The 18,399-nt window shown below is 71.2% G+C and carries 16 protein-coding genes; 6 read left to right on the forward strand and 10 right to left on the reverse strand.

Translation table 11 applies throughout. The annotated features are described in order from the left end of the window. Positions 1 to 18: 18 nt before the first annotated feature. The 6 genes from KYK13_RS34055 to KYK13_RS34080 all read right to left on the reverse strand — a co-directional run bounded on the left by KYK13_RS34055 (position 19) and on the right by KYK13_RS34080 (position 4,340). Positions 19 to 642: a DedA family protein gene (locus KYK13_RS34055; RefSeq protein WP_223638414.1), complete on the reverse strand. Its 624-nt coding sequence runs from the start codon at positions 640 to 642 to the stop codon at positions 19 to 21. Between the two features lie 129 nt (positions 643 to 771). Then, the gene (locus tag KYK13_RS34060; protein ID WP_223638416.1) at positions 772 to 1,533 is read right to left on the reverse strand and encodes an SDR family oxidoreductase; all 762 of its coding nucleotides are present in this window, start codon (positions 1,531 to 1,533) and stop codon (positions 772 to 774) included. Positions 1,534 to 1,715: 182 nt separating this feature from the next. Beyond that, complete coding sequence (locus KYK13_RS34065) at positions 1,716 to 2,789, reverse strand: radical SAM protein (RefSeq protein WP_223638418.1); 1,074 nt, start codon at positions 2,787 to 2,789, stop codon at positions 1,716 to 1,718. Beyond that, entirely contained in the window at positions 2,786 to 3,025 is a 240-nt protein-coding gene (locus tag KYK13_RS34070) for an anti-sigma factor (protein WP_223638421.1), read from the reverse strand. The genes KYK13_RS34065 and KYK13_RS34070 overlap by 4 nt, the downstream gene beginning before the upstream one ends. Before the next feature lie 65 nt (positions 3,026 to 3,090). After that, a complete protein-coding gene (locus KYK13_RS34075) occupies positions 3,091 to 3,720 on the reverse strand; it encodes an RNA polymerase sigma factor (protein WP_223638424.1) in 630 nt (209 codons plus the stop codon). A 35-nt stretch (positions 3,721 to 3,755) separates the two neighbouring features. Next, positions 3,756 to 4,340: a DNA-3-methyladenine glycosylase gene (locus KYK13_RS34080; protein ID WP_223638427.1), complete on the reverse strand. Its 585-nt coding sequence runs from the start codon at positions 4,338 to 4,340 to the stop codon at positions 3,756 to 3,758. Positions 4,341 to 4,486: 146 nt separating this feature from the next. On the opposite strand from KYK13_RS34080, the gene KYK13_RS34085 reads away from it, so the two are divergent. Then, complete coding sequence (locus KYK13_RS34085; protein ID WP_223638429.1) at positions 4,487 to 6,040, forward strand: 4-alpha-glucanotransferase; 1,554 nt, start codon at positions 4,487 to 4,489, stop codon at positions 6,038 to 6,040. A 65-nt stretch (positions 6,041 to 6,105) separates the two neighbouring features. On the opposite strand, the gene KYK13_RS34090 is transcribed toward KYK13_RS34085, so the two are convergent. Continuing rightward, positions 6,106 to 6,408, reverse strand: coding sequence for a hypothetical protein (locus KYK13_RS34090; RefSeq protein WP_223638431.1), 303 nt, complete (start codon positions 6,406 to 6,408; stop codon positions 6,106 to 6,108). Positions 6,409 to 6,574: 166 nt separating this feature from the next. Between KYK13_RS34090 and KYK13_RS34095 the strand changes: the two genes are divergently transcribed. After that, positions 6,575 to 8,746, forward strand: a complete 2,172-nt coding sequence (locus tag KYK13_RS34095) for an outer membrane protein assembly factor (RefSeq protein ID WP_223638433.1) — start codon at positions 6,575 to 6,577, stop codon at positions 8,744 to 8,746. Further along, entirely contained in the window at positions 8,743 to 13,479 is a 4,737-nt protein-coding gene (locus tag KYK13_RS34100) for a translocation/assembly module TamB domain-containing protein (protein ID WP_223638435.1), read from the forward strand. Before KYK13_RS34095 ends, KYK13_RS34100 begins: the two co-directional genes overlap by 4 nt. Positions 13,480 to 13,524: 45 nt before the next feature. Here the strand turns inward: KYK13_RS34100 and KYK13_RS34105 are convergent, their stop codons facing one another. After that, the gene (locus tag KYK13_RS34105; protein ID WP_223638437.1) at positions 13,525 to 14,577 is read right to left on the reverse strand and encodes a hypothetical protein; all 1,053 of its coding nucleotides are present in this window, start codon (positions 14,575 to 14,577) and stop codon (positions 13,525 to 13,527) included. Positions 14,578 to 14,706: 129 nt separating this feature from the next. On the opposite strand from KYK13_RS34105, the gene KYK13_RS34110 reads away from it, so the two are divergent. From KYK13_RS34110 to KYK13_RS34120, 3 genes are all read left to right on the forward strand, one after another. Then, positions 14,707 to 16,023 (forward strand): hypothetical protein, encoded by a 1,317-nt coding sequence (locus KYK13_RS34110; protein ID WP_223638439.1) that lies wholly within the window; start codon positions 14,707 to 14,709, stop codon positions 16,021 to 16,023. A 142-nt stretch (positions 16,024 to 16,165) separates the two neighbouring features. Further along, positions 16,166 to 16,630, forward strand: a complete 465-nt coding sequence (locus KYK13_RS34115) for a hypothetical protein (RefSeq protein WP_223638441.1) — start codon at positions 16,166 to 16,168, stop codon at positions 16,628 to 16,630. Continuing rightward, positions 16,567 to 17,208 carry a DUF4438 domain-containing protein gene (locus tag KYK13_RS34120; protein WP_255654092.1) on the forward strand — a complete coding sequence of 214 codons (642 nt, stop codon included), beginning with the start codon at positions 16,567 to 16,569 and terminating at the stop codon, positions 17,206 to 17,208. Before KYK13_RS34115 ends, KYK13_RS34120 begins: the two co-directional genes overlap by 64 nt. On the opposite strand, the gene KYK13_RS39415 is transcribed toward KYK13_RS34120, so the two are convergent. Together KYK13_RS39415 and KYK13_RS34130 are read right to left on the reverse strand one after the other, a co-directional pair. Next, positions 17,108 to 17,401 carry a LuxR C-terminal-related transcriptional regulator gene (locus tag KYK13_RS39415; protein WP_223638446.1) on the reverse strand — a complete coding sequence of 98 codons (294 nt, stop codon included), beginning with the start codon at positions 17,399 to 17,401 and terminating at the stop codon, positions 17,108 to 17,110. The two genes, KYK13_RS34120 and KYK13_RS39415, sit on opposite strands and share 101 nt — an antisense overlap. Before the next feature lie 58 nt (positions 17,402 to 17,459). After that, complete coding sequence (locus KYK13_RS34130) at positions 17,460 to 18,092, reverse strand: hypothetical protein (protein ID WP_223638448.1); 633 nt, start codon at positions 18,090 to 18,092, stop codon at positions 17,460 to 17,462. Between the last annotated feature and the right edge of the window lie 307 nt (positions 18,093 to 18,399).

The following is an 18,399-nucleotide window of genomic DNA, read 5'->3' on the forward strand; positions in this document are numbered from 1 at the left end:
CCTGCCCGCCCGGGCGCGCTACGGTTCCACGGCCGACGCACGCCGCCGCGTCAGCGCGCGCACGCCGAACGCCAGCGCCGCCACCGCGAGCAGCCCGATGACCGCGTACTGGTAGCGAGACACCAGCAGCGTCAACCGCTCCAGGTTTCCGCCCACCGCCATGCCCAGCGCCAGGATGAGCCCGCTGTGCGCCAGCGCGGAGATGGCCCCCAGCAGCAGCGCGTTGAAGCGGGGCACGCGCGCCGCCCCCGCCGCGATGAAGATGACGCCCCGGATGCCCGGCAGGAACCGGTTCACCAGGAGCAGCCACGGCCCGGTGTGCCGCATCCTCGCCTGCACCTGCTCCAGACGCGCGTGCGTGAGCCCGAAGAAGGAGCGCCCCGGCTGTGCCTCGAAGCGCTTCGCCAGCCACTGGCCCACCGCGTAGTTGATGAACGCACCCACCACGCTGCCCGCCGTCACCACCGCGAGCACCAGCCACCAGGGCTTCACCCCGCGCACGGCGTAGACGCCGCCCATGAGCACGATGGTGTCCCCGGGAAACGGCGGCACCACGTACTCCAGCATCGCCGCCACGCCGAGCACCAGGTACCCGAACGGCCCCAGCATCCCAATCAGCTTGTCGACGTGCTCGATCCACATCCGCGCGGTGCCCTCCTGGCCCGGAAGCCCTCCGCGCGAGACATAAGTCGTCTCCCCGCCTGGGGGAACCCATGCCCCCCTCGGCCCGCGCGCGGGTGAACACGCGCGGGCCCGGGTACCGGGCCCCCCTCAGACGAGCGAGACCCCTCCGTCGGCCGTGAGGACGGTCCCCGTGACGAAGGACGACTCCCCGCTGGCCAGGAACACCGCCGCGTGGGCGAGTTCCTCCGGCTCCGCGATGCGCTGGAGCGCATGCAGCCGGGCGGCGGCGGCGCGCTGCTCCTCGGAGGGGTTCCAGCTCCGGAACATGGGCGTGTCCGCGCCACCGGAGACGAGCACGTTCGCGCGGATGCCTTGCGATGCGTACTCGGCCGCGACGGTGCGCGTGAGCCCGATGAGCCCCGTCTTCGCGGCGGCGTACCCGGACGTGCCGGGCACCGCCTTCGTGTGCCCCACGAACGTCCCGATGTTGATGACGCTCCCCCCGCCCGACTTCAACATCGCGCCCACCTCGTGCTTCGTCGACAGGAACGCACTCACCAGGTACCCGTCGAGCCACTCCCGGAAGGTCGCCGCGTCCAGCGTGTGCGCCGGTCCACCTCCGAACGTCCCGCCGGCCGCGTTGACGCCCACGTCGAGCCGCCCGAACGTCTCCAGCGTGAAGCGGACCAGCGCTTCGACGTCCTCCTCCCGCGTCACGTCCGCGGCATGGGCCACCACCCGCCCTCCCTTCTCCGCGGCCAGCCGCACCGTCTCCTCGAGCGGCCCGGTGCGTCTGCCGGCCGCCACCACCCGCGCGCCCGCATTGGCCAGCGCCAGCGCCGTCGCCCGGCCAATCCCCGAACCCGCCCCCGTCACCAGGGCAACCCTTCCTTCCAATCGATGCGTCATCCGACGGTGCTCCCGAACACTGGCCCGTTCACGAGGTCGCGCCAGCAGGGGCCATCGCCGCGGCGCACGGTCCTCGTAGCGCCGCGAGCCCAGGGCCCGCGCTCCGGTTCTTGCCGTCGAATCACGAACGCCGCGCGAAGCCACGCCGCCGGGCACGCAGCCCAGGTCGGCGGGCCGGAGCCTCAGGCCTCGCGGGACGAAGAAACCGCGGGCGTCGGCAGCACCGTGCCGCCGTACTGGCTGGCCGCCAGCGTGCCGCACGCCGCTCCAATCTCCTTGCCGCCTGAATAGCGCCGCGCGATGGGCGCCTTCAGGATCTGAAGGTGGTCCCGGAACGCGCTCAGCTCCTCCGCCGTGGGCGGCAGGTACTTGCCCGTCGGATCCGTCACGTCGATGAGGTCCACCTTGATGGGGATGCCCTCGAACGCCGCCTTCAGCGCCTCCGCGTCCTCGCGCTCCAGGTTGAAGCCCTGGATGGCCACGTAGGCGATCATCGCCCGCTCGCGCCGGGCCTCGCTGTACTCGCGGATGGCCTGGATCAGCTCCGGCAGCGGGTGCGTCTTCTCGATGGGGAGCACCTTCGCGCGCTTCTCCGGGATGGCGCTCGTCACGCTGAACGCCAGGCGGAACGGGTGCCCCTCCCGCGTGTAGCGGCGAATCGCGGGCACGTGCCCCGCCGTGGAGAACGTGATGGCCGTGCCGGAGATGGAGAAGCCCGCGGGGTGCGAGAGGATCTGCGCCGCGCGGATGGTCTCCTTGTAGTTGAGCAGCGGCTCGCCCATCCCCATGAACACCACGCCGCCCACGCGCCGGTCCGCCTCCGCGCGCACCTGCATCACCTGGTCCAGGATCTCCCAGGTCTGGAGGTTGCGCTGGAAGCCCAGCTTGCCCGTCATGCAGAAGTCGCACGCCAGCGCACAGCCCACCTGGCTGGACACGCAGACGACGTACTTCTCGTCGAAGATGGGGATGCGCACCGCCTCGATGCGGCCGCCCAGCGGCGACTCGAAGAGGTACTTCACGAAGCCGTCTTCCGCCTGACGCCGCTCGACAATCTTGAGGGACGGCAGCTCGGCCTGGGCGCGCAGCAGGTCCGCGACACGGCGCGGCACCTGGGGCGCCAGCGCGATGGCGTCCACCGTGGGACGGGCGTGGGCGAAGACGCCCGCGAACACCTTGCGGACCGCGGTCGCGGACGGCTGGGCCGGCGCGAGCGCCGCTTCCAGCTCCGGCAGCGACAGTTGTTTCAGGTTCACGAGCAGGACTTGATCTTCGCGCGCAGGTATTCGGTCAGCTTCGCCGACACTTCCCGGGGCATCTTCAGCGCCATGGCGCGCTTGCACAGGCCGGGAGTCGCCCGATAGGTGCTGAGGAACTCCTCGCAGGGCTTGCAGCCCGACAGGTGCTCCTTCAGATGCCGCGCCTCCTCCTCGGGCATGTCACCCTCGAGGAACTCGAGCAGGAGGTTGATGGAATCTTTGCACGTATACATCCGAACCTCGGCTGGCTGCGGCTCCCCTCGTTCCAGTTCGAAGATGCCGAGGCGCCCTGGGGGTTTCACACCCCGCGATTGTCCCGGTTGTAGAACAGGTCGATGGCCTCTCGCAGCGCGAGCCGTGCCCGGTGCAGGCGGCTCTTGATGGCGGGGATGGAAGCCCCCGTCACTTCTGCGATCTGTTCGTAGCTGAGGCCGTCCACGTCTTTCAAGAGGAAGACTTCCCGGTAGCCCTCCGGCAGGCGGTCGGCCGCCTGCTGGATGGCCTGCCCCAACTCCGCGTCCAGGGCCTTCTCCTCGGCGTCCCGGCTCCAGTCGGTGACAGGGTAGTCCGCCAGGGTCCCCCGCTCCGTGAATTCAGGGGCCTGGAGCTCCGCCTCGGCCGCCTGGGCCACCCGGCGGTGCCGCAGGCGCATGAGCGCATGGTTGGCCGCGATGCGGTGGACCCAGGAGCCGAAAGCCGCCTCCCCCCGGAAGTCCTTCAGGTGCTGGTAGGCGGACAGGAAGGTGTCCTGGGTGATTTCCGCCGCGTCCGCCTCCGAGCGCGTCATCCGCAGCGCCAGGCCGTACACCCGGTCCTGGTGCAGGCCCACCAGGGCCTCGAAGGCGGAGACGTCACCGTCCTGGGCCCGCGCCAGGAGCCGCCGGTCTTCTTCCTGCCGGTCTTCTTCCTGGGGAGCCTCTTGGGACATGACGTTTCCCACCCAACCAGTCGAAAGGTTCCGCGTCAAGGCCGACGGCGAGGCCGCCGGGAGACGAAGCGGCTGACGTGTCCACTGTCCCGGTCCCACAGCCGCAAGGGTTCAGCGGCCCACGCCCCGGCGTACTCCACGCCAATGCGCGGTCCCCGCTCCACGCGCGCGTCCGGCACCGGCGTCCCCGGCAGGAGGTGCAGCCCCTCCGAGTCCAGCGTGAGGCCGTTGTGGTTCAGGTTCAGCCCCAGCACCCGGCACAGCTTCCCCGGCCCGTCCGTCCGCTCGCCGGGCGGGATGCCCTCCACCGGCTCCACGCCCCGCACGAGCACCGCCGCCGCAACCCCGGGCGCGTCCGTCACCACGTTGAAGCAGTGGTGCATTCCATAGATGAGGTAGACGTACGAGCGCCCCGCCGGCCCGAACATCACCTCCGTGCGCGGCGTGCGCCCCTTGGACGAGTGACACGCCAGGTCATGCTCGCCCAGGTAGGCCTCCACCTCCACGATGCGGCCCACCCGCTTCCCCCGGACTCCGTTCACCACCAGCAGGGTGCCCAGGAGGTCGCGCGCCACCTCCAGGGTGGGCCGGGCGTAGAAGGACAAGGGGAGGGGTTTCACGAGTGCGGTCCTTCCCGCCTCACGGGGGTGTTCGTCAACCATTGAGCGTCTTGGGTCCGACGGTGGGCCCTTCAAGCAGGCATGTGTGCACCGCGCCGCGACAGCAGTTCACACCGGCGCAGGGCTGGGGCAGATTGCGCCGCACCATGTCCACTCCTGGCCGGCTCTCCGGTCTCCTGCTTCCCCTCTTCTCGCTGCGTTCACGGACGGACTTCGGCATCGGTGACTTCGGTGCCATGGACGGGCTCTTCTCCTGGATGAAGGCCGCGCGTCAGCGCCTGCTGATGGTGCTGCCGCTCCTTCCCACCGCGCCGGGGGACCCGAGCCCCTACGCCACGCGGTCCGCGTTCGGCCTGAACCCGCTCTTCATCGACCTGAGCCGGGTGCCGGAGTTCCAGGCCACCGGCGGCGAGGGAGCGCTCAGCGACGCGCAGAAGCAGCAGCTGGCGGAGGCCCGCTCGGCGCCGCGCGTGCGCTACGACCTGGTGTTCCCGCTGAAGGACGCCGCGTTCGCGCGCGCCTTCGACCACTTCGAGAAGCACGAGTGGAGCCCGCGCACGCCGCGCGCGCAGGAGTTCCAGAACTGGCGCGAGGCGCAGGGCGAGTGGCTGGAGAGCTACGCCCTCTTCACCGCCATCAGCGAGAAGGAGGACCGCCGTCCCTGGTGGCAGTGGCCCGAGGGGCTGCGCACCCGCCAGCCGGACGCGCTGCGCGCCATCCAGGCGCAGGGGCTGGAGCGCCGCGTGCGCTACCACGCGTGGCTCCAGTGGCTGGCCGAAGCGCAGTGGAACCAGGTCCGCGCGCAGGCCAAGGCGAAGGACGTGCTCCTGTGCGGAGACGAGCCCTTCATCATCGGGCAGGACAGCTCCGACTGCTGGGCCCACCCGGACATCCTGCGCCGCGACGCGCGCCTGGGCGTGCCGCCGGACGACTTCTCCGCCACGGGCCAGGACTGGGGCCTGCCCTACTTCGACTTCGCCGCGATGGAGAAGGACGACTACGCGTGGCTGAAGAAGCGCGCGGCCAAGGCGGCCAGCTACTACGACCTGCGCCGCGTGGACCACGCGGTGGGCTACTTCCGTCAGTGGATCCGCGACGAGAAGAACCCCACCGGCTACTTCGTCCCCGGAGACGAGCCCACCTGGCGCCGCCAGGGTGAGAAGCACTTCCGGCTGTTGTCGGAGGGCGCGGGCATCGTCGCCGAGGACCTGGGCGTGATCCCGCCGTTCGTGCGGCAGATCCTCGCGGACCTGAAGCTGCCCGGCTACCGGGTGATGCGCTGGGAGCGCGACGACAACACCTACCGCGACCCGCACCAGTTCCCCGCCGTGTCGCTGGTCACCACCGGCACGCACGACACGGAGCCGCAGGCCGAGTGGTGGGAGCAGGCGCGCGACGACGAGCGCCACAACGCCGCGCGCGCGTGGCCGGAGTTCCAGGGCGTGGCGGTGACGCGCGAGTTCACCCCGGACATCCACCGCGCCACGCTGGCCGCCGCGCTCAACGCGGGCTCGGACCTGTGCGTGCTGCCGTGGCAGGACGTGCTGGGCACGCGCGACCGCATCAACCTGCCTGGCACCATGGGCGACGCCAACTGGGCCTACCGCATCGCGCAGGACACGGACGCGCTGCTCACGGAGCGCCAGACGAAGGACGCCGCGGAGCGCCTGGCGTGGCTCACCGCCTCATCGCGCCGCTAGCGGTGGAAGCCTTCCGCTCCAGGGCCGCTGCACTCGCGGCCGCCCCGGGCGCGGGAGGGGACGGCCTAGTCCCCGATGCACTTCACCTGGCCGGGGAAGCCGTCGAACACGGCGCAGCGGCGCCCTGGCTTCGCGCACTCCAGCCGGTCGCAGATGTCCTCCACGACGCACAGGGGCGGCGAGCGGCCGAAGTCCAGGAACAGCTCCGCGCAGAAGCGGAACGGATCCGCGCACCCGAGCGAGCCGCAGTAGGGCGTGTCGGCGAGGCTCTCCCCCTCCTTGAGTTGGACCACTTCGTCTTCGCTCACGCCGCAGCCGGTGGCGAGCACCAGCGTGGCCGACAGCAACATCGCGATTCGCCGGACCATAGGGCCCCGAATCTGACGCACCCCGGGCCCGGTTGCACGCGCGACAGCGGCCCCCGGGACCTGGCGGACACTGCCCCCGTCCCCGAGGTCGTGGAATGCGACACTCGCTGCACAAAGAAACATTGCGAAACGTGTCAGGGGCTGGCGTTCCGGTAAGAAACGTGGCGTGGCCGACGTCCGACCTCTCCGACTCCGCTTCGCCGTGCCCCTCGCGCTGGCCGTGTTGCTGACGGCGTGCGCCACCAGCTCCAATCAGCCCACCGGGCCGAAGGTGAAGTCCCTGAAGATCGAGGGGGCGAAGCAGGTGAAGGCCGGGGACATCAAGGACCGCATCCTCACGTCCTCCACGCCCTGGTACGCGTTCTGGCCCTTCGGCAAGGCGCACTACTTCGACACCAACGCGTGGCAGGCGGACCTGCGGCGCATCGAGCGCTTCTACCAGGCGGAGGGCTTCTACCAGGCGCAGGTGGAATCCAACGAGGTGATCCCCGAAGGCGACGACGCCGTGAGCCTCAAGGTGGTGGTGGCCGAGGGCGCCCCCACCCTCATCGACCGCATCGAACCGCACGGCCTGGAGGCCCTGAGCCGGGGGCCGGATCAACCGTCGCTGCGCGAGCGTGAGCGCGTCCTGGAAGAGCTGCCGGTGAAGGTCGGCGACGTGTTCCGCGAGGAGGCGTGGTCCGCCACCAAGGACCTGGTGCTCCAGCGGCTCAAGGACCTGGGGTACGCGGAGGCGGAGGTCGGCGGCGAGGTGCGCGTGGACGTGGCCACGCAGAAGGCCGTGGTGGACCTCCAGATTGCCCCGGGCCTGCGCTACCGCTTCGGCAACATCTTCATCGCCACGGACGCCAACCCCCAGGTGCCGCCCCGGCGCATCATCGAGCAGGCGCAGGGCGCCGTGCACAAGGGCGCCTTCTTCAGTGAAGCGGCGCTGGCGGAGGCGCAGGCGCGCGTCTTCCGCATGGGCGTCTTCGGCGCGGTGAAGGTGAACCGGGGCGCGCCGGACCGGCAGAACGCCACGGTGCCGGTGGTGGTGGACGTGCGCGAGGCGCCCTTCCACTCCATCAAGCTGGGCGGCGGTATCGGCGTGGATGCCGCGCGGCAGGAAGGCCGCGTGCTGGGGGAGTGGACCAACCGCAACTTCCGCGGCGGCCTGCGCCGGCTCACCCTGCGCGGGCGCCTGGGCTACGCGTTCATCCCCAGCGCGCTGTCGACCCTCCGGAATGACATCAACAACCAGCACGCCCCCATCTTCAGCCTCACCACGGAGTTCGAGCAGCCCCGCTTCCTCTTCCGCGACGTGGCCCTGCAGGCCTCCATCACCGCGGAGAAGGGCCTCCAGCAGGCCTACTCGTTCTACGGCGGCTACCTGAAGACGGGCGTCATCTGGACGCCCCACCCCTCCTTCTCCGTCTTCCCCTCGTACAACCTGCAGCTCTACCGGCTGACGGGACAGGTGAGCCTGCAGGAGAGCGTCCCGCCCATCATCCTCGGCTGTGAAAACACGGTGGGGAAATGCGACCAGGCGCTGAGCTTCCTGGAGCTGGCGTTCGCCTGGGACCGGCGCAACGACCGCACCGAGCCGCGCGACGGCTACTACGTGGGCTTCTCCATCCAGAAGGGCGGCGGCCCCCTGCGCGGGCAGTACCAGTACGTCCGGCTGCTGCCGGACCTGCGCTACTACCGCTCCATTGGAGAGAAGAAGGAGCTGACGCTCGCGGTGAAGGTGCGTGCGGGCACGCTGGACCCGGCGGGCGGAGGGCAGAGCTCCATCGTCACGCGCTTCTTCTCCGGCGGCGCCACCGCGATGCGCGGCTTCAACGGCCAGCGGCTGTCCCCCATGACGCCGCTGCCGCCCACGTACAAGAAGGACGACCATGGCAACGTCCTGCTGGACGCGAACGGCAACCCCATCCTGGACTCGTGGGACACGGTGCCCGTGGGCGGCAACAGCCTCTTCGAGAGCTCCGTGGAGGTGCGTTACATGCTCACGGACGCCCTGGTGCTGGCCGTCTTCTATGACTCCGGCCTCGTGGGCACACAGGCGTTCTTCGGCAAGAATTCGCCCAAGCTGTTCGGTCCCGAGCACTACCACGCGGTGGGCGCCGGCCTGCGCTACCTGACGGTGGTGGGCCCCATCCGGCTGGACCTGGCCAGGCGCTTGAACATCGGGCAGGGATTGCCCGTCAGCGATCCCGGATACATCTATCCGTCCTCGGGTGGGTGCCTGGGCTTCGGACGCAGTTTCGACAAGGGCACGAGGTCCGCCGAGGCAGCCTACGCGGGCGCCCCGGAAGGGCTCTGCGCGATCCACATCTCCATCGGAGAGGCGTTTTGAGCGACCCGACCCCCCCCTCCCCCGCCCCGCCCCACCGGCGCAAGCGCTGGGGACGGCGGCTGCTGTGGGGCCTGCTGGGTTTCCTGGGCCTCGTCGTCCTGCTGGTGGTGGGCGCGCTCGTGTACGCCACCAGTCCGGGCGGCTCCGCCCGCATCGCCCGCTTCGGCGTGGACCTGGCGAACAAGCAGTTCAAGGGCCGGCTGGAGCTGGGCGGGTTCGACCTGGACCTCAACGGCGCGGTCCTCACCGGCATCAAGCTCTACACCCCGGAAGGCGACCTGGCGGCGGAGATCGCCCGCGTGGAGGCGCGGCTCAACCTGTCCCCGCTCTTGGGCCAGCGGGTGGACCTGACGAAGGTGCGCATCGAGACGCCGCGCCTGTACCTGGTGCAGGACGAGCGCGGCCTCAACCTGATGCGCGCGCTGGAGCCCCGGGAGCCCAAGCCCGAGGAGCCCCCCACCCAGAGCAAGAGCGCGCTGCGCATCGACCTGAAGGACTTCGAGCTGAGCCACGGCTCCGTGGACTTCCAGCAGGAGCTGCCGGACGGCGGCGAGCGGCAGGTGCGCCTGGAGGAGCTGAGCGCGAAGGGCGAGGGCCACTACGCGCTGGCGGACATGGACTTCGCCGCGGACCTGCAGGCCACGGGCGGCCTCACCCGCCCGCTCCAGGGCCCGGTGCGCCTGGCGCTCAAGGGCCAGGGCCGGGACGTGGTGCGCCAGCTGGACGCGCAGCTCGGGCTGGCGGGCATCGAGGCGGACCTGGGGGCGAAGCAGACGGGTGAGACGGCCGCGGCGGTGGAGCTGCGCCGGCTGGCCGTGCCGCCCGGGCCGGTGAAGGCCTTCGTGCCCGCGTACCCGCTGGTGGTGCCCATTGAAGCGAAGGGCACCGCGTCCATGGACGGCGACCTCGCGAAGGCGAACCTGGCCGCCTCCGCGGGCAAGGCCACGCTGGACCTCGTGGGCGACGTGAACCTCAAGACGTTCCGCACCTCGGAGACCACCGTGAAGGCGCGGGGGGTCAACCTGGCGGAGCTGATGGAGAACGGCATCCCCACCAACATCGCCGCGGACCTCGTCGCGCACGGCGGTGGCGACAGCGTGGAGACGCTCGACGGCGACGTGGCCCTCACCGTGACGCCGTCCAAGTTCCGGGGCCAGTCCGTGGGCCCCATCGAGCTGAAGGCGAGCGCCAAGGAGGGCCACTACCAGGTGGGCAACCTGCGCGTGCTGATGCCGGGCGCGGCGCTCATCGCGTCCGGCGAGGGCACCGCGAAGTCGCTGCAGGCGCGCGGCAGCCTGTCCGCGGGCGACCTGAAGCTGCTGTCGGCGGCGCTCGACAAGCTGCTGCCCGGCGGCACCGTGCCGCCCATGTCCGGCAGCGGTTCGCTGGAACTTCAAGTCCAGGGGCCGCCGCGCTCTCCGGGCGTGAAGGCGGACGGCAACTTCGTGGCGCTGAACTACGGCGACATCGCCATCCAGGACCTGTCGCTCAAGGCGAACGTGCCGGACGTCACCCGCCCGCTCACCACGGACGCCACCGTGCTGGTGAGCCAGTTGAAGACCGGGGGCAAGACGTTCCGCGACCTGTCCCTGGCGCTCACCACCGGCGAGAACCGCGCCTTGAAGGCGAGCGTGCGCGTGGACGGCGACGCGACAATCGCGCTGGGCGTGGAGGGCACCGTGGACGCGGACAACGAGGGGCTCGCCATGCGCGTCTTCTCGCTGTCCTGGCCCGAGGCCACCTGGACGCTCCAGCAGCCCACGCACCTGACCTTCGGGGGTGGGCGCATCGCGCTGCAGCCGCCGCTGTCGCTCGCGTCCGGGCCGCAGACCCTGAGGGTGGCCGCGGTGAAGGACGGCGAGCGCGTGGACGCGCGCATCGACCTGGGCGCCTTTGATTTGTCCAAGCTGCCGCGCATCGCGGTGCCGGAGGACCTGGGGCTGGGCGGCACGCTGTCCGGCCACGTCGCGGCGAAGGGGCGCATGGCGCGGCCGGACGCGGACGTGGACCTCACCCTGGTGGATGGCCGCGCTCACGGCTACCAGGGCCTGGGGCTCCAGGTGAAGGCGCGGTACGAGAAGGACCGCGCCACCGGCACGCTGGGGGCGGAGCTGAACGCGGCGCGCGTGTCCTCGAAGTTCGACGTGCCCGTGCAGGGCGTGCTGCGCCGGCGCAACGAGCCGCTGTCCCTGACGGTGAACCTGGAGAAGCTGGACGTCGCGGAGGCGCTGAAGCTGGCCCAGCAGCCGCCCGGCCCCACGGGGCAGATGACGGGCACGCTGGTGGTGGATGGCTCCGCGAAGGATCCCCGGCTGGACCTGAAGGTGGTGGGCGCGGACCTGCGCTACCCCAACCGGCCGGAGGCCCTCTTCGCGCAGGCGCTGGGCTTCGAGCTGCACGCGAGCTCCGACGCGAACGACGCGACGCTGGGCGCCCGGCTGGACGTGAAGGGCGTGGCGCCGCAGGCCTACGTGCAGGTGAAGACGCCCTTCACGCTGGGCGGCGTCATCTCGAAGCCGCCCACGCCCGCGCAGGCGCTGGAGGCGCCGCTGCACCTGGAGGCGCTGGTGTCGGAGCTGCCGCTGAAGCTGCTCCAGGGCGCGGACGGCGTGGACAAGCCGGACGGCACGGTGACGCTGAAGGCGGACGTGAACGGCGCCGCGCTCGCGCCGCAGGGCCGCGTGGAGCTGGTGGCCCGGGGTGTCACCGCCAACGGCCTGCCGCCCCTCAACGGCACCGCGCTGGCGCTGGCGGGCAACGAGGACGTGAAGCTGACCCTGGACGTGCAGCGCCCCAACGGCCCGCTGGCCACGCTGGAGGCGCGCGTGCTGGCGCCGCTGGCCGCGCTCCAGGACCGCGAGGTGGCCAGCCGCGTGCCCTTCCGCATGAAGGGGCGCGTGGGGCCCGTGCCCCTCACTGAGATTCCCGGCATGTCGGTGCAGCCGGCGCAGGGCAACCGCGGGCCGCAGGGCGTGCTGTCCATGGAGCTGGTGGCGCGCGGCACACCAGAGGCCCCGGAGCTGGAGGTGAACGCGGGCCTGCAGGGGCTGGGCGTGGCGCAGACGGCGCTGGGACAGGCGCGGCTGCACTACTCCTACTCGGAGGCGAAGTCCCTCTTCGACGCGATGCTCACCGCGCCCGGCGGCGGGTCGCTGCTGCTGGGCGGCACCATGACCCTGGACCTGTCCCTGCCCGCGTTCCAGTCCGCGCAGGGGCCCGCGAAGAAGGTGGACCGGGCGCCGGTGGAGCTGTCGCTGCGCGCGCGCCGCTTCGACCCGACGTTCCTCTCCGGCACCTCCCCGTACGTGCGCTCGCTGGGCGGCCTCATCCAGGCGGACGCGAACCTGGGCGGCACCGTGGGCGCGCCCACCTTCAAGGGCGACCTGGCGTGGAAGGACGGCCGGCTGGGGCTGATGGGCCTGGGCGAGTACCACGACATCCAGCTCGCGCTGAACGCGTCCCAGGAGCGCATCGACCTCAAGCAGCTCACCGCGAAGTCCGGCAACGGCACGCTGGAGCTGACGGCCACCGCGAAGCGCCAGGGCCAGAGCGGCGAGTTCGTCCTGGAGGGCAAGGGCAACACCAAGAACCTGCCCATCGTGGTCGAAGACCAGCTGATGGCCCTGCTGTCGCTGAACCTGTCCATGAAGGGCAGCCTCACCGAGCGGCTGGTGAACATCAGCGACCTGTCCATCCCGGAGGCGCACGTCGAATTGCCGGAGGCCAAGCGCAAGGACCTGCAGCCCCTGGAGCGCCCCGTGGACGTGGTGCTGGTCCGCAACGGCGTGCCGGTGGACAAGCGCAAGAAGAAGGAGAAGACGCCCACGCAGGTGGCCACGTCGCCCAAGGCGCAGAACCCGCGCAACGCGCCGGACTCGCCCGGCATGCCCGGCAATCCGCAGGCCACTCCGGGCGACGGCGGCCCGAGCGCCCCCACGTCGGAGGCGGAGGCAGAGGCGCTGTCGGAGGAAGGCGAGGAGGAGGCGCCGCCGCAGCGTCAGTTCTGGGTGAACATCAACGCGCCCCGCAACCTGTGGGTGCGCGGCACGGACCTCAACGTGCAGCTGGGCCTGTCCGAGGGCTTCCGCGTCGAGTACGCCAACGAGGCGCGCATCTTCGGCGAGGTGATGGTGCTGCTCGGCCGCGTGGACGTGCTGGGCCGCCGCTTCGACGTGCAGCGCGACAGCCAGGTGCGCTTCACCGGCCCGGTGATGACGCCGTACATCAACGTCACCGCCGAGCACCGCAACGAGAGCGCGGGCGTCACCGTCTTCGTCACCGTGCGCGGCCAGGGCAAGGACGTGACGCTGAAGACGACGAGCGACCCGGCCCTGCCCGAGTCGGAAATCTACACGCTGCTCGCCACCGGCCGGCGCACGCTGGAGCGCGGCTCCGGCGCGTCCATGAACGCGGGCGCGCAGGCCGCGTCGGTGGTGGGCTCGTTCGTCGCCAACGAGGCGCGCAAGGCCATCGCGTCGAAGCTGCCCCTGGACGTGCTCTCCATCGAAGCGGGCGACAGCGGCATCTCCGGCACCAAGCTGGAGGTGGGCACGTACGTGACGGATAAAATCTACGTGGGCTACACCGGCCGCGTGGGCGCCAACCTCCAGCGCGGCGAGAACGCCAACGCCGTGCGCTTCCAGTACCTCTTCAGCCCGCGCTGGAGCCTGGAGGGCATGTACGGCGACGCGCGCGCCGGCAGCCTGGACCTCATCTGGACCAAGGAGTACTGACCGCCCGGACTTGACGTGCTCCGTCCGGGCGGCGGTGTGCTCGCGCTACAGCGAATACGTCGCGTAGCAGGTGCCCATGGGCCCCACGCCCGTGGTGTCCGCGCCCGGCGCATCCCGCCACACGCCTTCCGCGCCGCACTGCTGCCAGAGCGTGCTCGTCACCTGCACGCAGGTGCGCACGGGCACGCCGCGGCCCAGGCGCGTGGAGACGCAGTACGGGAAGGACACGTTGCAGTTGGACGGCTTCGTGGCCGTGCCGCCCATGAAGACGCCCTGCGAGCACTGGCGCCACAGCGCGTCCGAGGAGCTCTGCACGCACGAGCCCTCCGGCACCGTGGCGTCCACCGTGCCGGAGTAGCAGCCCTCCTCGGTGGGGAGCGTCCACGGGTACGCCGTCTTGTAGCGGTTGTAGATGGACGCCATCAGCGACGAGCCGCCCACCGTGGTGCGGCCGCATTGGATGGCGTACGCGCCCACCCAGGGCGTGTACGTGTAGAGCGCCGCGGTGGCGTTGTTCACCGGCTTCACCGAGCACGGGTCCGACGTGGACTTCGTCACCCCTACCTTCCAGCCGGAGATGGTGGCGCGGCCCGCCTCCAGGTCGGTGAGGTAGCCGCGCATCTTCTTCGCCGCGCACTCCACCTGCTTGCCGAAGCCCACGTATTGCGCGTCACAGCCGCTGCCGTCCGGACAGCCGCAGCCGGTGGCCTTGCTCAGGTTGGTGGACGTGCCGCTCTGGATGAGGCTGGACTCGCCCTGGATGCGCGCCAGCATGTAGAGCGGGCTGATGTTGGACGCGCGCGAGCGCTCCACGATGAGCGTCGCCGCCGTCTTGCCGTAGGCCGGGTCCGTGTAGCCCGCCAGGTACGAGCCCTGCTGCTGGAGGAACGCCTGCACCTGGGCCGGCGTGATGCCCATCCCGCCCGTGACGTCCGAGTCCTCCAGCAGGCGATTCATGTCGTACTTCGTCGTCGCCTCCTGGAGCACCTGTCCGGTCAGCTCGTCGATGACGGGCGCGGGGGGTTCGGTTTCATCCAGGGGACCGCAGCCGGCCGCCAGCAGCGCCGGTATCAGCAGCACGCACAAACGGAGCTTCATCTCGCACACCTCGGGGGAAGGGGAACCCGGCTGTTAGCCGGTGGGGCAGGCGAGACTCAAGACTTTCAAGGAAATTAAGAATAAGCCCCCAGCGCGGAGGAAGAGGGGCGGAGTAGAGTTCTGGACATCATGCGGACCCCTGCCCTGTCTCGTCGGAAGTGTTGGCCGTTCCTCGCCGCGGGCCTCCTGGCCGTGGCGGGCTGTTCGGATTCGAGTGCGCCCGGTGGAGAGCCGGGGCCGGGCACGGACGGGCCCGGGGTGACGCCGGGCGACGGCTCCGAGTGCCAGGGCGCGAAGTTCCTCACCACGCTGGGCAGGAGCACGGTGCTGGTGGGCGCGCAGATGGAGGACGCCACCGCGAAGGCCGCGCCCTTCGACGTGCGCTACCTCTACCTCGCGGCGGGCCTGTTCGACTCGAAGGACGCGTGCGGCTCGTGCGCGTCCGGGTGCACGTCCGACGGCGCGTCGTGCTCCAACAGCGGCGGCGGCTGCGGGTGGTGGGGCTGCTGGCAGTACGACCAGGAGCCGCCCGGCGCCTACGTGCGCGACTTCATCAAGGCCGCGCAGGCCAACGGGCAGCTCCCCTTCATCACCTACTACGAGGCCTATCAGGCCAGCGGCTTCGCCGAGGGCCAGGAGCAGCTGAAGGCGCTCAACGACCCGGCGTTCCTGGGGCGCTACCTCGCGGACTGGCGGTTCCTCTTGAAGCAGGTGGGCCAGGAGAAGGCACTGCTGCAAATCGAGCCGGACATGTGGGCCTACCTCCAGTTCTTCCCCAACGACGGCCGGGCGCAGTCCACGCCGGTGGCGGTGAAGGCGGCGAACCCCACGGACTGCGGCAGCCAGGAGAACAACGGCGCGGGCCTGGGCAGGTGCATGATCGCCATGGTGCGCAAGTACGCGCCCAACGCGAAGGTGGGCCTGCACGCGAGCGCGTGGGCGACGAAGACGGACGTGTCCCAGAACACGGACGCGTCGTTCGACGTGGCGGGCGAGGCGAACAAGGTCGCGGACTTCCTCCTCTCCGTGGGCGCGGGCGACACGGACTTCGTCACGGTGGAGGCGTCCGACCGCGACGCAGGCTGGTACGAGAAGACGACGGGCAGCGCAGCCTGGTGGGATCCGGAGAACCACAAGCTGCCGCACTTCCACCAGGCGCTCAGCTGGGCGAAGGCCGTGTCCACGCGGCTCGGCAAGCCGCACATCTGGTGGCAGCTGCCGGTGGGCAACATGAGCCTGCCCAACAGCGGCAAGCAGTGGCGCGACAACCGCGTGGACTACTTCCTCACCCACCCGGGTGAAGTGGCCGCCGCGGGCGGCGTGGGCATGCTCTTCGGTGCCGGCAACAACGAGCAGACCACGCCGGAGACGGACAACGGCAACCTGCTCAAGCGCGTGAAGGCGTACAAGGACGCGGGCGGCCAGGCCGCGTGCGTGAAGAACTGAGCCGCTCCGCCCGGCCTCCCCCGAGGTCGGCGCGCGCGGGGTGGCGGCAGCACTCGCTCAAACGAGTGACTGCCGCGCCCCGCGTCCCCTCTCCAACTTGCGCCCGTGAGGGGCGGAAGTCGCGCCACGCGAGGGAGGAGCGATGACCACCGCTGAATCCCTCTCCGATGTCGAGGCCCTCGACGCCATGGACCCGTGGGACGGCGCGGACGCCCTCCACGAGCTGGAGGACCTGGCGGATGAGTTCAGCGACCTGGAGGCCTTCGAGGCCGAGGGCTTCGAGGGCGAGCCCTCCGAACCCTCGGGCTTCGAGGACAACGGCTTCGAGGCGTACGAGGCGGACCCGGCCAGCGGGCTGTACCTGCCGGCCAGCGCCCAACGCCTCGTGTCCGGCCCCGCCGCGGTGACGCTCGCGCGGACGCTCAACCCGTTCGTCCTGGAGTCGATGGACGCGGATGACGCGGAGGCGTTCCTCCGGAACATCACCCGTCGCGTGCGGAGCGCCGCGCGGTGGGCCTGGCGGCGGACCACATGGAGGCGGGGGTGCCGCTCCACAACCCGGGGCGCGACGACACCGGGCCGCGCGGCGGCTCCAACCGGGCGCTGATGTTCTACGCGTGCGTGGGCAACCGCGCGCGCGTGACGAGCGGCCCCATGGCGGGCGCCGAGGGCACGGTGGTGGGCAAGCACGGCGGCATCAACCACGTCATCGTGGACTTCCCGCCCGCCGTGAAGCGCCGCCTGTGCATCGGGGACCGCGTGCAGCTGGATGCGCATGGCCAGGGGCTGGAGCTGCCGGACTTCCCGCAGGTGCGCGCGCTGAACCTGTCGCCCCGGCTGCTGAGGCATTGGGGCGTGAGGACGGAACCGGGGCGGCTGCTCATCCCCGTGACGCACACGGTGCCCGCGGAGCTGATGGGCTCCGGCCTCGGGCGTTCGGAGGGCGTGCTGGGGGACCTGGTGGCGATATGTCCGTTGGACTACCGCTTCGGACCGTCGCGCCAGCCGGGGACCATCACGGTGGGAGTGGTGGTGCACTCGGACAGCAAGCTCGCGGGGCACGGGCCCGGGGTGACGCCGTTGCTCATCGGTCCGGGCGAGTGCGGCGGGTGTGCCGGCCGCAGGCGAACGTGGCGCTCCTGCTCGGGCTGCGCCGCAGGTGGGCCGCCACGGTCCACGCGCTGATGTTCAGCTTCGTGGCGTTCTGCTTGTTGCCCCAGCCCGCGCGAACGCACGAGGCGATCTGCAGCTCGCGCGAGGTGAGCAGCCGAACATCGGACGCGGGCTCCGTCGCGGGCCGCGCGGGCACCAGGTGGTAGCGCTGTCCGTTGAGGATGAGCTCTCCGGACAGGACGAGGTTCTTCTCTTGCGGAGGCACCGGGTCGCCGGGCTCGGGGACCCCGAGCAGGACATGCTCCCGGGTGGAAGGGGCATCCTCATGGCGCGCGGGAGGCCGGGTCCGCCAGTTCGGGAGAGGTGAGGATGCGCCAGACCTCGGTGGCTTCGCGCGAACGACCGGTGGCGCGCAGGTCCTCCGCGAGGCGCTCGCCCGCGCCTGGGGACTCTGGCCGTTCGCGAGCGAGCGCCACGAGCCGCGCGACGCCTCTGCGGCCCAGGCGCAGCTCGGCGTGGAAGAGCAGCGCCAGCGCGCGGGCCGAAGCGAAGGGGCCCTCCGGCGCGTCCACGGCGGTCTCCCCCTGGGCGCAGGAGGCCAGCATCGGACGGAGCACGTGCGTGACGACGGTTTCGAGCTGCGCCCGTTGCGCGCCGCGCTCCTGGCCGGCCCGGGCCAGCGCCGCGAGCAGCCGCGGGTCCTCCTCGAACAGGGCCAGGGTGTCGTGAGTGGCATCGAGCCCCAGTCGCCCCAGGCGCGCTTCGAAGGCCTCGGGCTCGCGCTGCTTCCAGTGGTCGAGCGCGGTGATGAGCGCGGGCCCGGACAGCGGCCAGGCCCCCCAGCGGGGTTCACGGCCGGACGGGGCCTCGGAGGTGACGGAGTCGAAGGGGCTTCCGAACCAGGCGAGGACGAACTCCAGCGCGCGGGCCTGGGGCTCCGTGAGGCCAGACTCCATGAACTCCGCACGCGAAGGTGCGCACGGGCCGCGCATGGCGACGGTGCCGCGATGGGTGGGCCTGCCGCCTTCGTTGCCCAGGAGGATCCGCGCGCCGTCCGGGAAGGTGACCACGTGCCCCTGGAGGCGGAGCTCGTCGCGGGCCGCGCGGATGGACGAGCCCGGTGCTTCCGCCTCGCGCGGTGGCGCCTCGGTGAAGGGAGCCGACTCCGAGCGGAGGTGGAGGTTCTCCTCCCGGGTCGTGCGTCCGGGTTCCCTGAACGGGTCTGCTCCGAAGCGCGCGTAGCGGTTGTTCCTCCGGCATGCA

Origin of the sequence: Corallococcus sp. EGB (genome assembly GCF_019968905.1) — a bacterium.
In the GTDB taxonomy this organism is placed as follows: domain Bacteria; phylum Myxococcota; class Myxococcia; order Myxococcales; family Myxococcaceae; genus Corallococcus.

What these genes read in the sequence shown, in the direction of transcription:
- KYK13_RS34055 (WP_223638414.1), bottom strand. Translation starts at nt 642, where the DNA reads ATGTGGATCGAGCACGTCGACAAGCTGATTGGGATGCTGGGGCCGTTC.
- KYK13_RS34075 (WP_223638424.1), bottom strand. Translation starts at nt 3,720, where the DNA reads ATGTCCCAAGAGGCTCCCCAGGAAGAAGACCGGCAGGAAGAAGACCGG.
- KYK13_RS34085 (WP_223638429.1), top strand. Translation starts at nt 4,487, where the DNA reads ATGTCCACTCCTGGCCGGCTCTCCGGTCTCCTGCTTCCCCTCTTCTCG.
- KYK13_RS34115 (WP_223638441.1), top strand. Translation starts at nt 16,166, where the DNA reads ATGACCACCGCTGAATCCCTCTCCGATGTCGAGGCCCTCGACGCCATG.
- KYK13_RS34130 (WP_223638448.1), bottom strand. Translation starts at nt 18,092, where the DNA reads ATGGAGTCTGGCCTCACGGAGCCCCAGGCCCGCGCGCTGGAGTTCGTC.
- KYK13_RS34110 (WP_223638439.1), top strand. Translation starts at nt 14,707, where the DNA reads ATGCGGACCCCTGCCCTGTCTCGTCGGAAGTGTTGGCCGTTCCTCGCC.
- KYK13_RS34090 (WP_223638431.1), bottom strand. Translation starts at nt 6,408, where the DNA reads ATGGTCCGGCGAATCGCGATGTTGCTGTCGGCCACGCTGGTGCTCGCC.
- KYK13_RS34105 (WP_223638437.1), bottom strand. Translation starts at nt 14,577, where the DNA reads ATGAAGCTCCGTTTGTGCGTGCTGCTGATACCGGCGCTGCTGGCGGCC.
- KYK13_RS34070 (WP_223638421.1), bottom strand. Translation starts at nt 3,025, where the DNA reads ATGTATACGTGCAAAGATTCCATCAACCTCCTGCTCGAGTTCCTCGAG.
- KYK13_RS34060 (WP_223638416.1), bottom strand. Translation starts at nt 1,533, where the DNA reads ATGACGCATCGATTGGAAGGAAGGGTTGCCCTGGTGACGGGGGCGGGT.